At 67.5% G+C, this 17,536-nt stretch carries 17 protein-coding genes; 8 read left to right on the top strand and 9 right to left on the bottom strand.

Translation table 11 applies throughout. From position 1 onward, the window contains the following. The first annotated feature begins 1 nt into the window (after nt 1). Nucleotides 2-2,281 (top strand): NADP-dependent malic enzyme, encoded by a 2,280-nt coding sequence (locus MAA8898_RS06745; RefSeq protein ID WP_094020229.1) that lies wholly within the window; start codon nt 2-4, stop codon nt 2,279-2,281. Nucleotides 2,282-2,385: 104 nt separating this feature from the next. Here the strand turns inward: MAA8898_RS06745 and MAA8898_RS06740 are convergent, their stop codons facing one another. Then, entirely contained in the window at nt 2,386-3,306 is a 921-nt protein-coding gene (locus MAA8898_RS06740) for a hypothetical protein (protein WP_094020228.1), read from the bottom strand. Nucleotides 3,307-3,632: 326 nt separating this feature from the next. Here MAA8898_RS06740 and prpE point away from each other — a divergent pair, with 326 nt between their 5' ends. Together prpE and MAA8898_RS06730 are read left to right on the top strand one after the other, a co-directional pair. Then, nucleotides 3,633-5,525, top strand: a complete 1,893-nt coding sequence (gene prpE / locus MAA8898_RS06735; RefSeq protein ID WP_094020227.1) for a propionate-CoA ligase PrpE — start codon at nt 3,633-3,635, stop codon at nt 5,523-5,525. Between the two features lie 161 nt (nt 5,526-5,686). Further along, nucleotides 5,687-6,229, top strand: a complete 543-nt coding sequence (locus tag MAA8898_RS06730) for a CIA30 family protein (RefSeq protein WP_094020443.1) — start codon at nt 5,687-5,689, stop codon at nt 6,227-6,229. Here the strand turns inward: MAA8898_RS06730 and MAA8898_RS06725 are convergent. Both MAA8898_RS06725 and MAA8898_RS06720 read right to left on the bottom strand, forming a co-directional pair. Then, a complete protein-coding gene (locus MAA8898_RS06725; protein WP_094020226.1) occupies nt 6,219-7,076 on the bottom strand; it encodes a 2-keto-4-pentenoate hydratase in 858 nt (285 codons plus the stop codon). The genes MAA8898_RS06730 and MAA8898_RS06725 overlap by 11 nt on opposite strands. 89 nt (nt 7,077-7,165) lie before the next feature. After that, nucleotides 7,166-7,927 carry an NAD kinase gene (locus tag MAA8898_RS06720; protein ID WP_094020225.1) on the bottom strand — a complete coding sequence of 254 codons (762 nt, stop codon included), beginning with the start codon at nt 7,925-7,927 and terminating at the stop codon, nt 7,166-7,168. A gap of 173 nt (nt 7,928-8,100) precedes the next feature. Between MAA8898_RS06720 and glyA the strand changes: the two genes are divergently transcribed. Next, nucleotides 8,101-9,396 (top strand): serine hydroxymethyltransferase, encoded by a 1,296-nt coding sequence (gene glyA / locus MAA8898_RS06715; RefSeq protein ID WP_094020224.1) that lies wholly within the window; start codon nt 8,101-8,103, stop codon nt 9,394-9,396. 79 nt (nt 9,397-9,475) lie between these two features. On the opposite strand, the gene MAA8898_RS06710 is transcribed toward glyA, so the two are convergent. Beyond that, nucleotides 9,476-10,114, bottom strand: a complete 639-nt coding sequence (locus MAA8898_RS06710; RefSeq protein ID WP_094020223.1) for an HAD family hydrolase — start codon at nt 10,112-10,114, stop codon at nt 9,476-9,478. Nucleotides 10,115-10,310: 196 nt separating this feature from the next. Here MAA8898_RS06710 and MAA8898_RS06705 point away from each other — a divergent pair, with 196 nt between their 5' ends. Together MAA8898_RS06705 and MAA8898_RS06700 are read left to right on the top strand one after the other, a co-directional pair. Beyond that, complete coding sequence (locus MAA8898_RS06705; RefSeq protein WP_094020222.1) at nt 10,311-10,718, top strand: (R)-mandelonitrile lyase; 408 nt, start codon at nt 10,311-10,313, stop codon at nt 10,716-10,718. A gap of 153 nt (nt 10,719-10,871) precedes the next feature. Beyond that, nucleotides 10,872-11,744, top strand: a complete 873-nt coding sequence (locus tag MAA8898_RS06700) for a DUF817 domain-containing protein (protein WP_094020221.1) — start codon at nt 10,872-10,874, stop codon at nt 11,742-11,744. Here the strand turns inward: MAA8898_RS06700 and MAA8898_RS06695 are convergent. From MAA8898_RS06695 to MAA8898_RS06685, 3 genes are read right to left on the bottom strand one after another with little or no spacing between them, the layout of a single operon-like run. Next, nucleotides 11,707-12,606 carry an EamA family transporter gene (locus MAA8898_RS06695; RefSeq protein WP_094020220.1) on the bottom strand — a complete coding sequence of 300 codons (900 nt, stop codon included), beginning with the start codon at nt 12,604-12,606 and terminating at the stop codon, nt 11,707-11,709. The genes MAA8898_RS06700 and MAA8898_RS06695 overlap by 38 nt on opposite strands. 47 nt (nt 12,607-12,653) lie before the next feature. After that, complete coding sequence (locus MAA8898_RS06690; protein WP_094020219.1) at nt 12,654-13,553, bottom strand: fatty acid desaturase; 900 nt, start codon at nt 13,551-13,553, stop codon at nt 12,654-12,656. After that, nucleotides 13,546-13,752: a DUF2061 domain-containing protein gene (locus MAA8898_RS06685; protein ID WP_094020218.1), complete on the bottom strand. Its 207-nt coding sequence runs from the start codon at nt 13,750-13,752 to the stop codon at nt 13,546-13,548. Before MAA8898_RS06685 ends, MAA8898_RS06690 begins: the two co-directional genes overlap by 8 nt. Nucleotides 13,753-13,859: 107 nt before the next feature. Between MAA8898_RS06685 and MAA8898_RS06680 the strand changes: the two genes are divergently transcribed. Further along, a complete protein-coding gene (locus MAA8898_RS06680) occupies nt 13,860-14,723 on the top strand; it encodes a helix-turn-helix domain-containing protein (protein ID WP_094020217.1) in 864 nt (287 codons plus the stop codon). Nucleotides 14,724-14,907: 184 nt separating this feature from the next. Here the strand turns inward: MAA8898_RS06680 and MAA8898_RS06675 are convergent, their stop codons facing one another. Then, on the bottom strand, nt 14,908-15,954 hold the full coding sequence (locus tag MAA8898_RS06675; protein WP_094020216.1) for an aldo/keto reductase: 1,047 nt from the start codon (nt 15,952-15,954) through the stop codon (nt 14,908-14,910). A gap of 127 nt (nt 15,955-16,081) precedes the next feature. Here MAA8898_RS06675 and MAA8898_RS06670 point away from each other — a divergent pair, with 127 nt between their 5' ends. Then, nucleotides 16,082-16,696 carry an ImuA family protein gene (locus MAA8898_RS06670; protein ID WP_245853265.1) on the top strand — a complete coding sequence of 205 codons (615 nt, stop codon included), beginning with the start codon at nt 16,082-16,084 and terminating at the stop codon, nt 16,694-16,696. 199 nt (nt 16,697-16,895) lie between these two features. Here the strand turns inward: MAA8898_RS06670 and MAA8898_RS06665 are convergent, their stop codons facing one another. Continuing rightward, nucleotides 16,896-17,345, bottom strand: a complete 450-nt coding sequence (locus tag MAA8898_RS06665; protein WP_141194808.1) for a hypothetical protein — start codon at nt 17,343-17,345, stop codon at nt 16,896-16,898. Between the last annotated feature and the right edge of the window lie 191 nt (nt 17,346-17,536).

The following is a 17,536-nucleotide window of genomic DNA, read 5'->3' as shown; positions in this document are numbered from 1 at the left end:
CATGACCGACACGACCAAGGAAACCCTGCGCCAGGCGGCGCTGTTCTACCACGAGAACCCGCGCCCCGGCAAACTCGAGATCCGCGCGACAAAACCGCTGGCCAATGGCCGCGACCTCAGCCGCGCCTATTCCCCCGGCGTCGCCGAGGCCTGCCTCGAGATCAAGGCCGACCCCGCCAACGCCGCCCGCTACACCACGCGCGGCAACCTGGTGGCCGTCGTGTCGAACGGCACCGCCGTGCTGGGCCTGGGCAACATCGGCGCGCTGGCGTCCAAGCCGGTGATGGAGGGCAAGGCGGTCCTGTTCAAGAAGTTCGCCAACATCGACTGTTTCGACATCGAGGTCGACGAATCCGACCCCGAAAAGCTGGCCGAGATCGTCTGCGCGCTGGAGCCGACCTTTGGCGCGATCAACCTCGAGGACATCAAGGCGCCGGACTGTTTCATCGTTGAACGGATCTGCCGCGAGCGGATGAACATCCCCGTCTTCCACGACGACCAACACGGCACCGCCATCGTGGTCGGCGCCGCGGCGACCAACGCGCTGCACGTCGCCGGCAAGGCCTGGGGTGACGTCAAGGTGGTCAGCACCGGCGGCGGCGCGGCGGGAATCGCCTGCCTGAACATGCTGGTCAAGCTGGGGGTCAAGCGCGAGAACATCTGGCTCTGCGACATCCACGGCCTGGTCTACGAAGGCCGCGCCGAGGACATGAACCCGCAAAAGGCCGATTTTGCCCAGCCGTCCGACCTGCGCACGCTGGACGATGTCATCGACGGCGCCGACCTGTTCCTGGGCCTGTCCGGTCCCGGCGTGCTGAAGCCCGAGCAGGTCGCCCGCATGTCCCGGCGCCCGATCATCTTTGCCCTGGCCAACCCCACGCCCGAGATCATGCCGGACGAGGCCCGCGAGGTCGCCCCCGACGCGATCATCGCCACCGGGCGCAGCGATTTCCCGAACCAGGTCAACAACGTGCTGTGCTTTCCCTTCATCTTCCGCGGTGCGCTGGACGTCGGCGCGACCACGATCAACGACGAGATGAAAATCGCCTGCGTCGACGGCATCGCCGCGCTCGCCCGCGCCACCACCAGCGCCGAGGCCGCCGCCGCCTACCGCGGCGAACAGCTGACCTTCGGCGCCGACTACCTGATCCCCAAGCCGTTCGATCCGCGCCTGTCCGGCATCGTCTCGACCGCCGTGGCCAAGGCGGCGATGGAGTCCGGCGTCGCCACCCGCCCGCTGGAGGACCTCGCCGTCTACAAGCAGCGGCTCGACGCCTCGGTCTACAAGTCCGCCCTGCTGATGCGCCCGGTGTTCCAGGCCGCCGCCACCGCCTCGCGCAAGATCGTCTTTGCCGAGGGCGAGGATGAACGCGTGCTGCGCGCCGCGCAGGCGATCCTGGAGGAGACCACCGAACTGCCGATCCTGATCGGCCGTCCGGAGGTCATCGCCACCCGCTGCGAACGGCTGGGCCTGATGATCCGCCCCGAACGCGACTTCAACATCGTCAACCCCGAGAACGACCCGCGCTACCGCGACTACTGGGGCACCTACCACGAGATCATGGCCCGGCGCGGCGTGACTCCGGACCTGGCCCGCGCGATCATGCGCACCAATTCCACCGCGATCGGCGCCATCATGGTCTACCGCGAAGAGGCCGACAGCATGATCTGCGGCACCTTCGGCGAATACGTCTGGCACCTGAACTACATCCGGCAGGTGCTGGGCGACCGCAAACATCACCCGCAGGGCGCGTTGTCGCTGATGATCCTCGAGGACGGGCCGCTGTTCATCGCCGACACCCACGTCCACCAGCAGCCCACCGCCGCGCAGATGGCGGAAACCGCCATCGGCGCCGCACGCCACGTCCGCCGCTTCGGCATCGAGCCCAAGATCGCGCTCTGCTCGCAATCGCAGTTCGGCAACCAGCAGTCCGACAGCGGGATGCGCCTGCGCGAGGCGATGCAGATCCTCGATTCGCGCGGCTGCGACTTCAGCTACGAGGGCGAGATGAACGTCGACACCGCGCTGGACCCGGACCTGCGCGAACGCCTGTTCCCCGGCAACCGGATGCAGGGCGCGGCCAACGTGCTGATCTTCGGCCATGCCGACGCCGCCTCGGCCACCCGCAACATCCTCAAGATGAAGGGCGGCGGGCTCGAGGTCGGGCCGATTCTGATGGGCATGGGCAACCGCGCCCACATCGTGACGCCCGCGATCACCGCGCGCGGGTTGCTGAACATGGCGGCCATCGCCGGCACGCCGGTGGCGCATTACGGCTGACCTTGGCGGGGGCGCACCGGCACGGCAGCGCCCCCATGCCGCCGCCGATCAAGCCCCGGGACGGCGGGCGGATGCCCCACCCGTCCCGGGCCCGACCCGCGACCTCACGGACGCGGGGTCAGCTCGAAATCACTGAGGTCATAGAGCGCGTCGCAGACCGGCTCCTGCCCCTCTTCGGCCTCCACGCCCTTGCAGCGCGACCCCTTGAACGACATCTTCACCACGCCCGGCTCGACCGTCTCGGCATCCTGCACCGCGTTCAGGAAAACCCGGCGATAACGCCCGTCGTCCAGCCCCTGCCAGAGCGAGGTCAGGCACCCCGCCGTGCCGCAGACCAGGTCCGGCGTGCTGTCGCAGACCAGCGCGCCGTGATTGACCCGCAGGTCCATCGGTTCCTGCCCGTCGAGGTCAAAGGGCACGGCAAACCCCGCGCCCTCGGTCAGCGTGCCGCTCAGGACAGAGCAGGCCTCGCGCATGTCGGACAGGACCTTGGCGGCCGGATCGGCCAGCGTGCGGCGCTCCAGTTCGCGTTCCGCGAAATCCGGCAGCGGGCATTGTTCCTGCACCGCGCTGATGGCCGCGTTCGATCCGATCAGAGTGAACTGGTGGATTTCCGGCGCCCCTTCGGCGCTGTACCAGACATGCAGCTGCGCACGGATCCCCGCCCTCAGCCGGTCGATGCCGCGCAGATGCGTTTCCTCCAGCGGCGCGCGAAAGCTTTCCAGCCCACTCTGGCTGAACTCCAGCGACCCCGCCAGCTGCGAGCCGACAAACAGCAGCGTGTCCAGCCGCGGCGCGGCCACCATCTCGGCCATGTTGCGCGAGGTCAGGCGAAACCCCAGCGGCTCGCCCGTGGTGCAGCCGAGTTCAAAGCACAGCACCTGATCGCGGCCTTCGCAGACGCGGGCGGTGTGCACCTCGGCCTCGGGGCCGCCTTCGAATTCCCAGTTCGCCAGCGCCGCGGTGGCCGGTGCGCAAAACGCCAGAACGGTCAGGACCAGTGCCCTGAAGGCGTTGCTTTGCATACAAGTACTCCTTTTGCCTTCTTGCGCCGATGAGTCCACGGCAGGGCGGGCAGGTCAAGCCATCTGACCGATCACAGTTGCGGCACGACCCGATCCGCCCGCTTTGCACCGGGGCCGAATCCGCCCGACTCGCCCCGATCAGGTGCCAAATTTTGCAAAATCGGCCCCACATCAAACCTGCAAGCAAGATTTCAGGTGGTTTGCAAATATTTGCAGCGCAAATTCGCAAACCGTCTGCGGTAATCTGTCCTGACCGCCGGTAACAGACTTGCCCGGTCGGCGGCGCAGGGCCTAAGCCGCTGCCAAGGGAATAGAGGAGGCACCCCATGGGCTATCAAGACGTGTACGACAGCGCCAAATCCGATCCGGAAGGCTTCTGGATGGCGGCGGCCGAGGCCATCGACTGGGACAGGAAGCCCTCGAAGGCCCTCTTCGACCGTGGCGACCACATGTACGAATGGTATGCCGACGGCCTGGTGAACACCTGCTGGAACGCGGTCGACCGCCATGTCGAAAACGGCCGTGGTGAGCAGACCGCCATCATCTACGACAGCCCGATCACCCACACCAAGCGCGAGATATCTTACGTCGAACTGCGCAACCGCGTGGCCAACCTGGCCGGCGCGCTGCGCGCCAAGGGCGTGGAAAAGGGTGACCGCGTCATCATCTACATGCCGATGATCCCCGAGGCGCTGGAGGCCATGCTGGCCTGCGCCCGCCTCGGCGCGGTGCATTCGGTGGTGTTCGGCGGCTTTGCCGCGAATGAACTGGCGGTGCGCATCGACGACGCCAAGCCCAAGGCGATCATCGCCGCCTCCTGCGGGATGGAGCCGGGCCGCGTGGTGCACTACAAGCCGCTGCTCGACGGCGCCATCGACCTGGCCAGGCACAAGCCCGACTTCTGCGTGATCTTCCAGCGCGAACAGGAAGTGGCCAAGCTTATCGAGGGCCGCGACTACAACTGGCACGGCTTCCAGTACGGCGTGGAACCGGCGGACTGCGTCCCGGTCGAGGGCAACCACCCGGCCTACATCCTCTACACCTCCGGCACCACCGGCCAGCCCAAGGGCGTGGTGCGCGCCACCGGCGGCCACCTGGTGGCGCTGAACTGGACGATGAAGAACCTCTACAACGTCGATCCCGGCGACGTGTTCTGGGCCGCCTCGGACGTGGGCTGGGTCGTGGGGCATTCCTACATCTGCTACGGCCCGCTGATCCACGGCAACACCACCATCGTGTTCGAGGGCAAGCCCGTGGGCACGCCCGACGCGGGCACCTTCTGGCGGGTGATCTCCGAGCACAAGGTCAAGAGCTTCTTCACCGCCCCCACCGCCTTTCGCGCCGTGCGGCGCGAGGATCCCAAGGGTGAGTTCGTCCGGAAATACGACCTGTCCGGCCTGCGCGCCGTCTACCTGGCCGGCGAACGGGCCGACCCGGACACCATCCAGTGGGCGCTGGACCAGCTCAAGGTGCCGGTGATCGACCATTGGTGGCAGACCGAAACCGGCTGGTGCATCGCCGGCAACCCGCTGGGGATCGAGGAACTGCCGATCAAGCTGGGCTCGCCGGCGAAACCGATGCCGGGCTACGACATCCATATCCTCGACGAGGCCGGGCACCCGATGCCCAAGGGCGAGCTGGGCGCCATCGCGGTCAAGCTGCCGCTGCCTCCGGGCACGCTGCCGACGCTGTGGAACGCCGAAGGGCGCTTTCGCAAGTCCTACCTCGAACATTTCCCCGGCTACTACGAGACCGGCGATGCCGGCATGATCGACGACGAAGGCTATGTCTACATCATGGCCCGCACCGATGACGTGATCAACGTCGCCGGCCACCGCCTGTCGACCGGCGGCATGGAAGAGGTGCTGGCCAGCCACCCGGACGTGGCCGAATGCGCGGTGATCGGCGTCAGCGACCAGCTCAAGGGCCAGTTGCCGCTGGGCTTCCTGTGCCTGTCCTCGGGGGTGAACCGCCCGCACGAGGAGATCGTCAAGGAATGCGTGCGGCTGGTGCGCGACAAGATCGGCCCGGTGGCGGCGTTCAAGCTGGCCTGCGTGGTGGACCGCCTGCCCAAGACCCGCTCGGGCAAGATCCTGCGCGCCACCATGGTCAAGATCGCCGACAGCGAGACGTTCAAGCCCCCGGCCACCATCGACGACCCGGCGGTCCTCGACGAGATCCGCGTGGCACTTCAGGCGCTGGGCTACGCCAAGGCCTGAGCGCAACCTCCGTCACAAAGCGCCCAAGGCTTTTCGAAAAGCCTTGGGTCAACGCGCTTGCAAGCGCGTTGTAAAAGCGGCTTCCAAGCCGCTTTTTTCAAGCCGTTTCGAAACGGCTTGGCCGCTCTCGGAAAGCGCGCGGCACGCCCTATATGCAGGTCATGAAACACATGATCCCCGCCCTCATGCTGATGCTCTCCGCCATGCCCCTGTCCGCCGACCCAGTCCGCCTTGCCGATCTGTCGGACCCGGCCGAGGCCCGCCAGTGGCGGTTCTTCACCGACGGGGTCATGGGCGGCGTGTCCTCCGGCACGGCGGTCATCGACGCCGGGCGCCTCAGCCTGACCGGCACCGTCTCCACCGCCAACAACGGCGGCTTCATCCAGGTCCGGCGCGAGGCGCTGACCCTGCCCGACGGCACCGACGCGCTGCGCATCCGCGTCCGCGGCGATGGCCAGACCTACTACCTGCACCTGCGCACCTCGGCCACCATCTTGCCCTGGCAATACTACCAGGCGGGTTTCACCGCCCCGCCAGAGTGGGCCGAGATCACCCTGCCCCTGGGCGATTTCCGCCCATCCGGCGCGCTGCTGCCGCGCGCGCCCTCCCCCGGCGCCGTGCGCTCCGTGGCGCTTGTCGCCTACGGACGCGATCACAGCGCCGATGTCAGCCTGTCGGACCTCTGGGCCGAGGTCACTCGGTGAAGGTCACCGTGACCACCGGGTCGCCCGGCAGCCCGACATAGGTGACCGAGGCCCCGCCCTTGGCCTGCGGCGGCGCCAGCAGCGGCCCGATGGAGCCGACCGAGATCAGGTCACCCTCCTGCATGATGTAGCCCTTGGACATCAGGAACAGCACCGCGTTGACCGGATTGCCCAGCACCGCCGCGCCGGGCGCCTCGGACATCACGGTGCCCTCGGCGTCGCGCACGGTTACCGTCATCGCCGCCAGCGCCGCCAGCATGACATCCGGGTCCTCGACCGGGATCGCCGCCCCCAGCACGCCCATCCGCGCCGCCACGCCGTTCGCCGTCAGGGTCACGTCGGTGATCGGCTGGCCCTCGGCATAGACGATGTCGGGCAGTTCGATGAAGGGATGCACCGCCGAGATGTGCATGATCGCCTCTTCGGCCGTCGCCGCGCCGTTGATCCCGTCGTCGCCGATGACCAGGATCAGGTCCGCCTCGAACAGCGACCGCGCGCCAAAGTTCACCGGCACCGCGGCGCCGTCCTCGAGCATCATGTTGGCGTAAAGCACGCCGGCCACCGGCTCGGTCGCGCCAAACCGCTCCTGCGCGGGCTTGCTGGTCAGACCGGCCTTGTAGCCGATCACCTCGCCCAGGTGCGGGATCAGCGCATCGACCAGCTTTTCCTGCGTGCACTGCGCGTCGTCCATGGTGCCATCCGGCACCAGCGCCGCGGTCGGCGTCTTCGACAGGTAGTCGGCCACGTAGGTCTCGATCGCCGCATCGCTGGCGCAGTCGGCCAGCGCCGCGCCGGACCCCACCGCCACTAGGCCCCCCGCCAATAGCAGTCCCCTGAAATCGGTCATGTCATCCTCCCCATCCCACGCGCCGGCGGCGCATGTCTCCGTGTCCATCCTGCCGAAATCACGCAGGACTGACAACGAGTCGCAAGGGATCAGACGAATTGCTCACGGATCAGCCGCTCTTCCAGCCCGTGACCGGGATCGAACAGCACCCGGTGCACCACCCCCGGTTCGGACCGGATGTGCACGGCGATCACGCCACGCACCGCCCCGCCGTCCGCCTCGGCCATGACCGGTCGCTTTTCCGGCTCCAGCACCTCGAACATGACCTCGGCCGCCTTCGGCAGCAGCGCGCCGCGCCAGCGCCGGGGCCGAAAGGCCGCGACCGGCGTCAGCGCCAGCACGTCCGCGCCGATCGGCAGGATCGGCCCATGCGCGGAATAATTGTAGGCCGTCGACCCCGCAGGGGTCGACACCAGCGCGCCGTCGCAGACCAGCTCGGCCATCCGCACCTTGCCATCCACGCTGATCCGCAGCCGCGCCGCCTGCGACCCCGAGCGGTGCAAGGAGACCTCGTTGATCGCCAGCGCCTTGTGCTCGACCCCCTCGGCACAGACCGCGCGCATCGCCAGCGGGTTGATCACCGCCTCCTCGGCCGCCTGCAACCGTTCGACCAGCCCGTGTTCCGAATAGGCGTTCATCAGGAACCCGACGGTGCCCCGGTTCATGCCGTAGACCGGCGCGTCCAGCGCCTGCGTGCGGTGCATGGTGGCCAGCATGAAGCCGTCGCCGCCCAGCGCCACGATCACGTCCGCGCCTTCCTCGGCATGATCGCCATAGCGCCGGGTCAGCCCGGCCCGGGCCGCCTGCGCAATGGGCGCGTTGGAGGCGCAAAAGGCGATCCGCAATGTCATCAAGGGTTTCCTGTCGTCGGCGTTCGGGTCGGATGGAAGCACATGTTCCCGCCCGGGGCCAGTGCCGCCGCCCGCATGCCGCTGGAATGTCGCAGCCCGCCGCTTTACCTTCTTTGCGATCGACGCGGTTTCCGATACGAAACCGGCCAACCCGAATCCAAAGGAGCAGCGCCATGAACGCCCCCCACCGCGACACCGGTTTCTTCACCGAGTCGCTCTCCTCCCGCGACCCCGAACTCTATGCCTCGATCACCGGCGAACTCGGCCGCCAGCGCGACGAGATCGAGCTGATCGCCTCGGAAAACATCGTCTCCCGCGCCGTGATGGAGGCGCAGGGCTCGGTGATGACCAACAAGTACGCCGAAGGCTACCCCGGCCGACGCTACTACGGCGGCTGCCAGTGGGTCGATGTGGCCGAAGAGCTGGCCATCGACCGCGCCTGCAAGCTGTTCGATTGCGGCTTTGCCAACGTGCAGCCGAACTCAGGCAGCCAGGCCAACCAGGGTGTCTTTCAGGCACTGCTGAAACCGGGCGACACCATCCTCGGGATGTCGCTTGATGCCGGCGGCCACCTGACCCACGGGGCCAAGCCCAACCAGTCCGGCAAGTGGTTCAACGCGATCCAGTACGGCGTGCGCAAGCAGGACAACCTGCTCGACTACGACCAGGTCGAGGCGCTGGCCAGGGAACATCAGCCCAAGATGATCATCGCCGGCGGCTCGGCCATCCCGCGCCAGATCGACTTTGCCCGCATGCGCCAGATCGCCGACATGGTGAGTGCATACCTGCACGTCGACATGGCGCATTTCGCGGGCCTCGTGGCGGCGGGCGAACACCCCAGCCCCTTCCCGCACGCCCATGTCGCCACCACCACCACGCACAAGACCCTGCGCGGCCCGCGCGGCGGCATGATCCTGACGAATGACGAGGATCTGGCGAAAAAGTTCAACTCGGCCATCTTCCCGGGCATCCAGGGCGGCCCGCTGATGCATGTCATCGCCGCCAAGGCCGTGGCCTTCGGCGAGGCGCTGCGCCCCGAGTTCAAGACCTACCAGCAGAACGTCATCCGCAACGCGCAGGCGCTGTCGGACCAGCTGATCAAGGGCGGGCTCGACACCGTGACCCACGGCACCGACACCCATGTCGTGCTGGTCGACCTGCGTCCCAAGGGCGTCAAGGGCAACGCCACCGAAAAGGCGCTGGGCCGCGCCCACATCACCTGCAACAAGAACGGCGTGCCCTTCGACCCCGAAAAGCCGACCGTGACCAGCGGCATCCGCCTCGGCAGCCCCGCCGGCACCACGCGCGGCTTCATGGAGGCCGAGTTCCGCCAGATCGCCGACTGGATCATCGAGGTGGTCGACGGTCTGGCCGCCAACGGTGAGGACGGCAACGCGGCCGTCGAGGACAAGGTCAAGGCCGAGGTCGAAGCGCTCTGCAAACGCTTCCCGATCTACCCCGGCCTCTGAACCGCGCGCCGCAAATTTCTTTCAAAGAAATTTGCCCGCCCAGCCCGAAACGCCCGCCCTGACCGGCGGGCGTTTCACACTACAAAAGTCCGGCCAGCCCCGCGCCCTCCAAAAGGGAGGCGGCGCGGTGATGCCCGATCTCCTCGGGTACCGGAGCCAGGTCCGGCACCACGACCACGGTCATCCCCGCCGCCATGGCCGAACGCGATCCGGTGGCGCTGTCCTCGAAGGCCAGGCAGTGCTGCGGCGCGATGCCCAGCCGCGCCGCCGCCGTCAAATAGGGTTCGGGGTGCGGTTTGGCCAACACGACGCAATCGCGCGTGACCACCGTATCGAACCGGTCGTGAATCCCCGCCGCCCGCAAGCTGGCCGTCGCGCCGCGCATCCGCGACGAGGTCGCCACCGCCCGCGGCAGGCCCAGCCCGACAATCGCGTCCAGCACGTCCAGGACACCCGGCTTCAGCGGCATCCCCCGGCTGCGGATCGCGTCGAATTCCTCGCCCCAGGCGCTGTCCAGCGCAGGGACGATCTCGGCGCCGAACTCCTCGGCCATCCGGGTTTGCGTGGTCAGGGAGTCGGTGCCGATCAGGCTGTGAAAGAACTCCTCGCGCCAGGTCAGGCCAAACCGCGCGGCGGCGCGCGTGGCCGACTCCAGCGCGACGGCTTCGCTGTCCACCAATGTCCCGTCCAGGTCGAATATCACCGCCGCGTAAGTCATCCCGTCGCCTCCTGTTGTCCGCGGCCAGAGATGACAGATAACCGGGCGACCGCAAGCGGCCCGCCCTCGCGCGGCGTTTCACCCTGTTACAGCCGGCAACGAAAACCCGGACCGACCGGACCGTGCCAGAGCAGGCTTGGTCAATCCCGCGTCTTGCTCTAGCCTTCCGCCAACCGCCACCCCCCCAGGAGCCCCCATGCAGATTCACCGCGCCGGCACCCGCGCCTCCGTCACGCCGAACCCCGATTATTTCACCGGAACCGTGCGCTTTGACCCGGTGATCGCGGCACCCGACCCGTCCCGCGTCAACGCGCTGGTCGTCACCTTCGAGCCGGGCGCACGCACCGCCTGGCACACCCACCCGCTGGGCCAGACGCTCCTGATCCTGTCCGGCCTCTGCCTCGCGCAAAAGGAGGGCGAGCCGATCCAAACGCTGCGCCCCGGCGACACCGTCTGGTTCGCCCCCGGCGAAAGACACTGGCACGGCGCCGCGCCCGACGTCGCCATGTCCCACCTCGCGATCCAGGAAGCGCAGGACGGCAGCACCGCCGACTGGCTGGAAAAGGTCTCGGACGCGGACTACACCGGCCCGCGCGCCGACTGATCCGCGCGCCGCCGCCCTGCTTCTTCTTGGTCCAAATACCTCCGGGGGTGAATGGCCGCAGGCCAGAGGGGGCAGCGCCCCCACCCTTTCCTCGATGAAAAGGTCAGGCATCCCTGACTGGCGCCCCCCTACCCTGGCACTATCACGGATCGGATGAAAAACACCCGCAGCCTCGAACGCGCCCTTGGCGATTTCACCCGCGCCCGCCTGCCCCGGGGCCTCGCGGACCTCGCGATGTTCGTCCTGAAACAGGGCTGGGCCTGTCTCTTCGGCTTCCTGATGCTGGCGGGCCTGCTGCTGACCGACAGGTTCTGGCCGGACGACGCGGCGCTGCACCGCTACGACCTGCTGTTTCTCTACGCTCTCACCCTTCAGGTCGGCTTCCTGCTGTTCCGGCTGGAGACGCTGACCGAGGCCAAGGTCATCCTGCTGTTTCACCTCACCGGCACCGCGATGGAGCTGTTCAAGGTCAATGCCGGCAGTTGGGCCTATCCCGAACCGGCGGTGTTGCAGATCCACGGCGTGCCGCTGTTTTCCGGCTTCATGTATGCCGCCGTGGGCAGCTACATGGCGCGCGTGATCCGCATCTTCGACATGAAATTCGCCCCCTACCCGCCGTTCTGGATGACCCTCGCGCTGGCCGTGGCGATCTACGTCAACTTCTTCGCCCATCACTACCTGCCGGACGCGCGCTACGTGCTGATGGCGCTGACGCTGGTGCTCTACGGGCGCACCCGGGTCTGGTTCACGCTGAACCGCACCCGGCGCTGGATGCCGCTGCCGCTCGCCGCCTTCCTGAGCTCGATCTTTCTCTGGATCGCCGAGAATATCGGCACCGCCACCAACACCTGGCTCTACCATGGCCAGACGACGCTGGACCTCGTGCGCCTGTCCAAGATGGGCTCGTGGTATCTGCTGCTCTACGTCAGCTTTGCCACCGTCACGCTGGTGCTGCGCGACGCGCTGTCGCGCACGCCGCAGCACGACGTCACAGCACCAGCACCAGCACCACAAGCGACACGGTAAGCACGCCGATCCCCGCCAGTTCGCGCGCCGTCACCCTTTCGCGGAAAAACAGCACCGAGGCGGCCAGCGACAGGATCAGCTCCACCTGGCCCAAGGCATAGACATAGGCCGCCGTCTGCAGCGTGAAGGCGGTGAACCAGCCCATCGACCCCGCCATCGAGGTCAGCCCCAGCCAGACCGCCCGCCGCCGCGCCACCCAGACGGCCCCCAGCTGCCCCGGCTCGCGCCACCGCAACCAGACCGCCATGGCCAGCGACTGCATCAGCGTCACGCAGCTCAGCGCCACGGCGGCGCGCAGCAGGGGATCGTCGCTCGGCACCGACAGCGTCGTCGCCCGGTAACCCACCCCCGCCACGGCAAAGAAAAACCCCGACCCGACCCCCAGCAGAACCGCCCGGCTGCGCAAGCCCCGCAGCAGCCCGACCGCGTCCGGCGTCCGCGACAGCAGCAGCACCCCCGCCAGCCCGATGCCGATCGCCACCCAGCCCATGAGGGAGATCACCTCGCCCAGCAGGACAAAGCCGATCAGCGCGGTCTGGATGACCTCGGTCTTCTTGAAGGTGATGCCAACGGCAAAGTTGCGCTCGCGAAAGGCCAGAACCACCAGGATCGTCGCCAGGATCTGCCCCAGTCCGCCGATCACCGCCCAGCCCCAGAACGCCGCCCCCAGCACCGGCAGCGCGGCACCCGTGGTCCAGAGGTAACCGCCCAGCAGCAGCGCCGCCGCCGGCGAGGCATAGGCAAACCGCGCAAAGGTGCTGCCCGTGGCGCTCAGCGCGCCGCCCGACAGCACCTTGTGCAGCATGAAGCGCAGCGTCTGAAAGGTGGCGGCGCAGAGTGTGGCGAAAATCCAGAGGTCCATCCCGCCATTAGCGTCGGACCGAAGGGGTTAGCAAGAGCGCCGCGCGCCTACCCCTTGGGCCACAGCGGATGCGGCACCGGGTCCTTGGCGCGCAGGAAAAAGCGCCGGAACACCTCGGCGTAAGAGGCATAGCGGTAGGCGCCGTTGCGGCTGAGATAGCGCTTGCGGTTCTTGCGATAGAGTTGGGGCAGGCGATACCAGGGCACCATGGCGTGCATGTGGTGCACCACGTGCAGGTTGTTGTTGAGAAAGATCAGCGCCAGCGGGCCGCGATCCTCGATCACCACCGTGCGGCCGCGCGCATCCAGGTGGGCGCGATGCTCCAGAAAGGTGCGGATTTTCAGCACCGACAGCGCGGCATAGCTGCTGACCAGCCAGGCCCAGACCGGCATCTGCCCCACCGCCGCGATCCACCAGATCACCAGCGCCACCGCCGGCCCATGCAGCGCCCAGCCCAGCAGCACCCGCCGGTCGCCGCGCCGGATCAGCCGCAGGTCCGCCAGCATGAAACTGGCGGTCCCCAGCAGCGGCCCCAGCAGCATCCGCCCGGCCAGCGTGTTGTTGACCCGCAAGAGCGCGCGCAGGAGGCGGGGCAGACGCTCCCAGACCTTGGGATCGAGGTAATTGCTCTCGGGGTCGTCATAGGGATCTGTCAGGATCGAATCGCGGTGATGCGCCAGGTGCGTGTCCTTGAACCGCAGGTAGGGCACCACCAGCGACAACGCCGGAAACACCAGCGCCGCGTTCCAGAACCGCGACCGGAACGGGTGGCCGTGCAGCATCTCGTGCGTCAGCGACGAATGCAGCGCCGCGCCGACCGTGACCAGCGCCATGCCCAGCGGCAGCCAGAGCGCGGCGGCCAGCGTGGTGCCCAGCGCCCAGAGCGCGTAGCAGGCGGCGAGCAGCGCCAGGGTCGGCCATTCGAGGCCGCGCAGGCGGTCAGCCATGGGGGCGCCCCCAGCGGACAGCGGCCCAGAGCCGCTCGTAGGCCAGGTAGGTGACAAAGCCGAGCACCGCGTTGACCGCCGCCATGCCGCCGCCCAGGGCCAGCGACCCGGTAAAGGCAAGTCCGACCAGCGCCATGACCACCAGCCCCAGCAGCGTCCAGATGAGCGATTTGACCAGCGTGCGTGCCCGCGTCTCCATGAGGTCTCCAAAATGGGTCCGATTGGCGCCACGGTAACGAGCGCGTGAGACGCGGGGCATTCTGTGTCTGGTTCACATTTTTCGCATTCCGTGACAATAATCACCACATGAAGGGGATTCTCGACAAACGACAGCGCGCCGCTCTCCTGCGCGCACGGCTGACGCAGGCCATGACCCGCGCAGGATCGAACCAGACCGCGCTGGCGCGGGCGGTGGGGGTGGACCGTTCGACCATCTCGCAACTGCTCAAGGACGAAGGCGCACGCCTGCCCAACGCGCATCTCGTGGGGGCCTGCGCGCAGGCGCTGGGGGTGTCGACGGACTGGCTGCTGGGCCTGTCGGACCGGCCCGAAAGTGCGGCCGACCTGCTGGCCACCTCGCTGACCCTGACCGAGGCGCCGCGCGCGCTGGTGGACGAACAGATCTACCAGTGGCACCGCGAGGCCGAGGGCTACAAGATCCGCCATGTCCCCGCCAGCCTGCCCGACATGCTCAAGACCCGCGCGGTGCTGGAATGGGAATACGGCCCGCACCTGGGCCGGACCACGGAACAGGCGATCAACGCCTCCGAAGACCGGCTGACCTGGATGCGCGCGTCCAAGTCCGACTACGAGATCGCGCTGCCGCTCTACGAGCTGGAGAGTTTTGCCGCCGGCACCGGCTATTACGCCGGTCTCTCCGCCGACATCCGCCGCGCGCAGCTGGCCAAGCTGATCGAGCTGTCCGCCACGCTCTATCCCCGGCTGCGGGTCTACCTGTTCGACGCGCGGCGGCTCTATTCCGCGCCGGTCACGGTGTTCGGCCCGCTGCTGGCGGTGCTCTACCTGGGCCGCAATTACCTGGCCTTCCGCGACACCGTGCGGATCGCGGCGATTACGACGCATTTCGACAACCTGGTGAAGGAGGCCAGCGTCACCGCCCGCGCCCTGCCCGACCACCTGCGCGGGTTGCAGGGGCGGGTGGGCGGCTGAGCGCTTGCCCGGCGGCGGTATGGGACAGGCGATGTCGCCGGGGTATTTTCACAGAGAAGAAGCCGCAAGGGATCGCCCTGGTGGTGACCGCCCCGCAAGGATCGGCCGGGGCGATCGTCCGTGAAGCGGCCCTGGCATCCGGGCACTCCGCCCTCCTGCCCTGCCAGAGCCCGGGCCTGCCGGGTCAGTAGGGCATCGGGTGGGCCTTGTGCACCGCGTCCAGCCGCTCCAGCAGCTCCGGTGTCAGCTCGACCTCGGCCGCGCCCAGCAAATGATCAAGCTGCTCCAGCGTCGTCGCGCCAAAGATCGACGAGGCCACAAAGGGCCGCCGCGCCGACCAGGCCAGCGCCATGTGCACCGGGTCCAGGCCAAAGTCGCGCGCGACCGCCAGGTAGGCCTCGACCGCCGCAAACACGCGCGGCGACTTGCGGCCGCCCATGCTGTCGTTCAGCGTCATGCGCGAGCCCTCCGGCACCGCGCCGCCCTGGTACTTGCCGGTCAGGAAACCCGCCGCCAGCGGCGAGAAGGGCAAGAGCCCCACCTCCTCGTAGGTCATCAGCTCGGCCAGGTCGGTGTCGGCCAGCCGGCACAGCAGCGAGTATTCGTTCTGGATCGACACCACGCGCGGCCCGCCGGTCCGCGCCGCCGTCTGCAGCCACATCTGCGTGCCCCAGGCGCTTTCGTTCGACAGGCCGAAGGCGCGGATCGTGCCGCGTTCGACCTCGGCCTGCAACGCGCCCAGGCAATCCTCCATGTCGGCCACCACCTGCGCCCGGGTCCAGCCCGACTGCGACGGGTCATAGCGCCAGTTCTTGCGGAACATGTAGCTGCCCCGGTTCGGCCAGTGGAACTGGTAGAGGTCGATGTAGTCGGTCTTCAGCCGCTTCAGCGAGCCTTCGATGGTCTCGCGGATGGTCCTGGACGAGATCGGCGCGCCGCTCCGGGCGCGGCTGCCCTCGCCCGAATGCTTGGTGGCCAGGATCCAGTCCTTGCGCCGCCCGGTGGCGGCGAACCAGTCGCCGAGGATCTCCTCGGTGCGGCCCACCGTCTCGGTGCGGACCGGGTTCACCGGGTACATCTCGGCGGTGTCCATGAAATTGATCCCGGCCGCCAGCGCGCGGTCGATCTGGCGGTGCGCGTCCCCGGGCGCGGTCTGGGTGCCATAGGTCATGGTGCCAAGGCAAAGCTCGGACACCGTGAGGCCGCTCCGGCCCAACGGGTTCATCTTCATGCGGGTCTTCCTGTCTTGTCATCCGTGTTGGGGGGCAAGATGACACCTCGGGCCGGGATGGCAAGGGGATCGGCCCCGCGCACCTCCGCACTTGAGAACAAATACGGAACATGGCAGGCTGCGACTCATGACCATGGCCTCTGCCCTCCTGTCGCGCCGCCCCCATGCGCCGCCCCCCGCGTTGACCCTCTGGCACGAGATCGCGCTGCCGCTGGCGCGGGTGCACGAGATCTGCGGCCAGGCGCGACGCACGCTGGCGCTGCACGTGATGGCGCAGGCGGGCGGGCCGGTGATCTGGATCCACCGCCGCCACAGCCCCGATCAGCTGAACCCCTGCGGCATGGTCGGGCTGTTTTCGCCCGCCGAGGTGATCCTGGCCGCCACCGACCGCCCCGAGGACAGCCTCTGGGCGATGGAGGAGGCGCTGCGCAGCGGCGCCGCCCCGGTGGTGGTGGCCGACCTGGCCGAACCGCCCGGCATGACCCCGGTGCGCCGCTTGCACCTGGCCGCCGAGGCGGGGGCCGAGAACGGGTTCTGCCGGCCGCTGGGGCTGCTGCTGACGCCCGGCACGGGCGGCGCGCCGGGGATCGAGACACGGCTGTCCTGCGACCCGGCGCATGGACCGGGCGGGCAGGCCTGGCGGATCGAGCGGCTGCGCGCGCGGATGATGCCGCCCAAGACCTGGCGGTTGGAGGGAGGCCGGCTGGCGGGCTGGCCCGGCGCGGAGTCCCGGGAGGGCTGACCCATCACACGGGTGCCGTTTGCCGGGCACCGAGAGGTCCGACAATCACCGGATGGTTTGGCGAGGTGTCTATGTCAGTCGTGCGGGACAAAGGGTGAATTCGCTGCAGTTGCGCCAATGGCTGCTTTCGGTTGCATACCAACAGCAGTGCTATCTGACCGCGGTGTTCTGTGTATTGAAATGTGGCCTTGTGCAATTGTTACTTTTGAATTGCGGGAAATTCTCGCTTCGATTGCTGTGGATCGACGAGCAAAAAGTATAGGGTCCCTCCACCAAAGAAAGTGCCCATTAAACCCACGAGGAAAATGGTGTTGAGTGGCATGCCTTTTTGATCCAGCCATACCATCGCCAATGACCATAGCAAAAACGCGCCATAAAGCATTAGAGCGCCGTAGAACCTTGCACGTTTTTTCGTAAGGATTTTAGCGATGAAGAAGGCGACCAGAAACGGAAACCATGTTTCGGCTACGTGGTTCATATAGTGCATTTCTGGGGAGGCGCCACCGGGAAAGCCCATACCCATAAACAACGCCAAAGCCGGATACTGCCATGGCAGGAAAGGGTTAATTGCTTCGACCACCGCAAGACCAATCCAAACGATGAAAGCTCCTGCGAATGCGGCCAGATAAATTGCGAGTCGCCTTACCATCGCGTCAAAATAGGTAGCTCAAACGCTACTGGCAAGGGTGATGGGAAGCCGTAGAATGTATTAATTGCATTGTTCTCCCAACCAGACCAAGCGGCCATTCGTGTGTAGTGCAGCATCGGACGAAGAGGGCTCCAACCAGCCCCCCCAAATCCCTGCCGACCCCCCGCAAAGCCCTCAAAACGACCCCGAAA

The sequence above is a fragment of the Antarctobacter aquimaris genome (assembly GCF_900184945.1).
Lineage (GTDB): Bacteria > Pseudomonadota > Alphaproteobacteria > Rhodobacterales > Rhodobacteraceae > Maliponia > Maliponia aquimaris.
The sequence above is the reverse complement of the archived record's forward strand: the minus strand, read 5'-3'. Positions and strand labels throughout refer to the sequence as shown.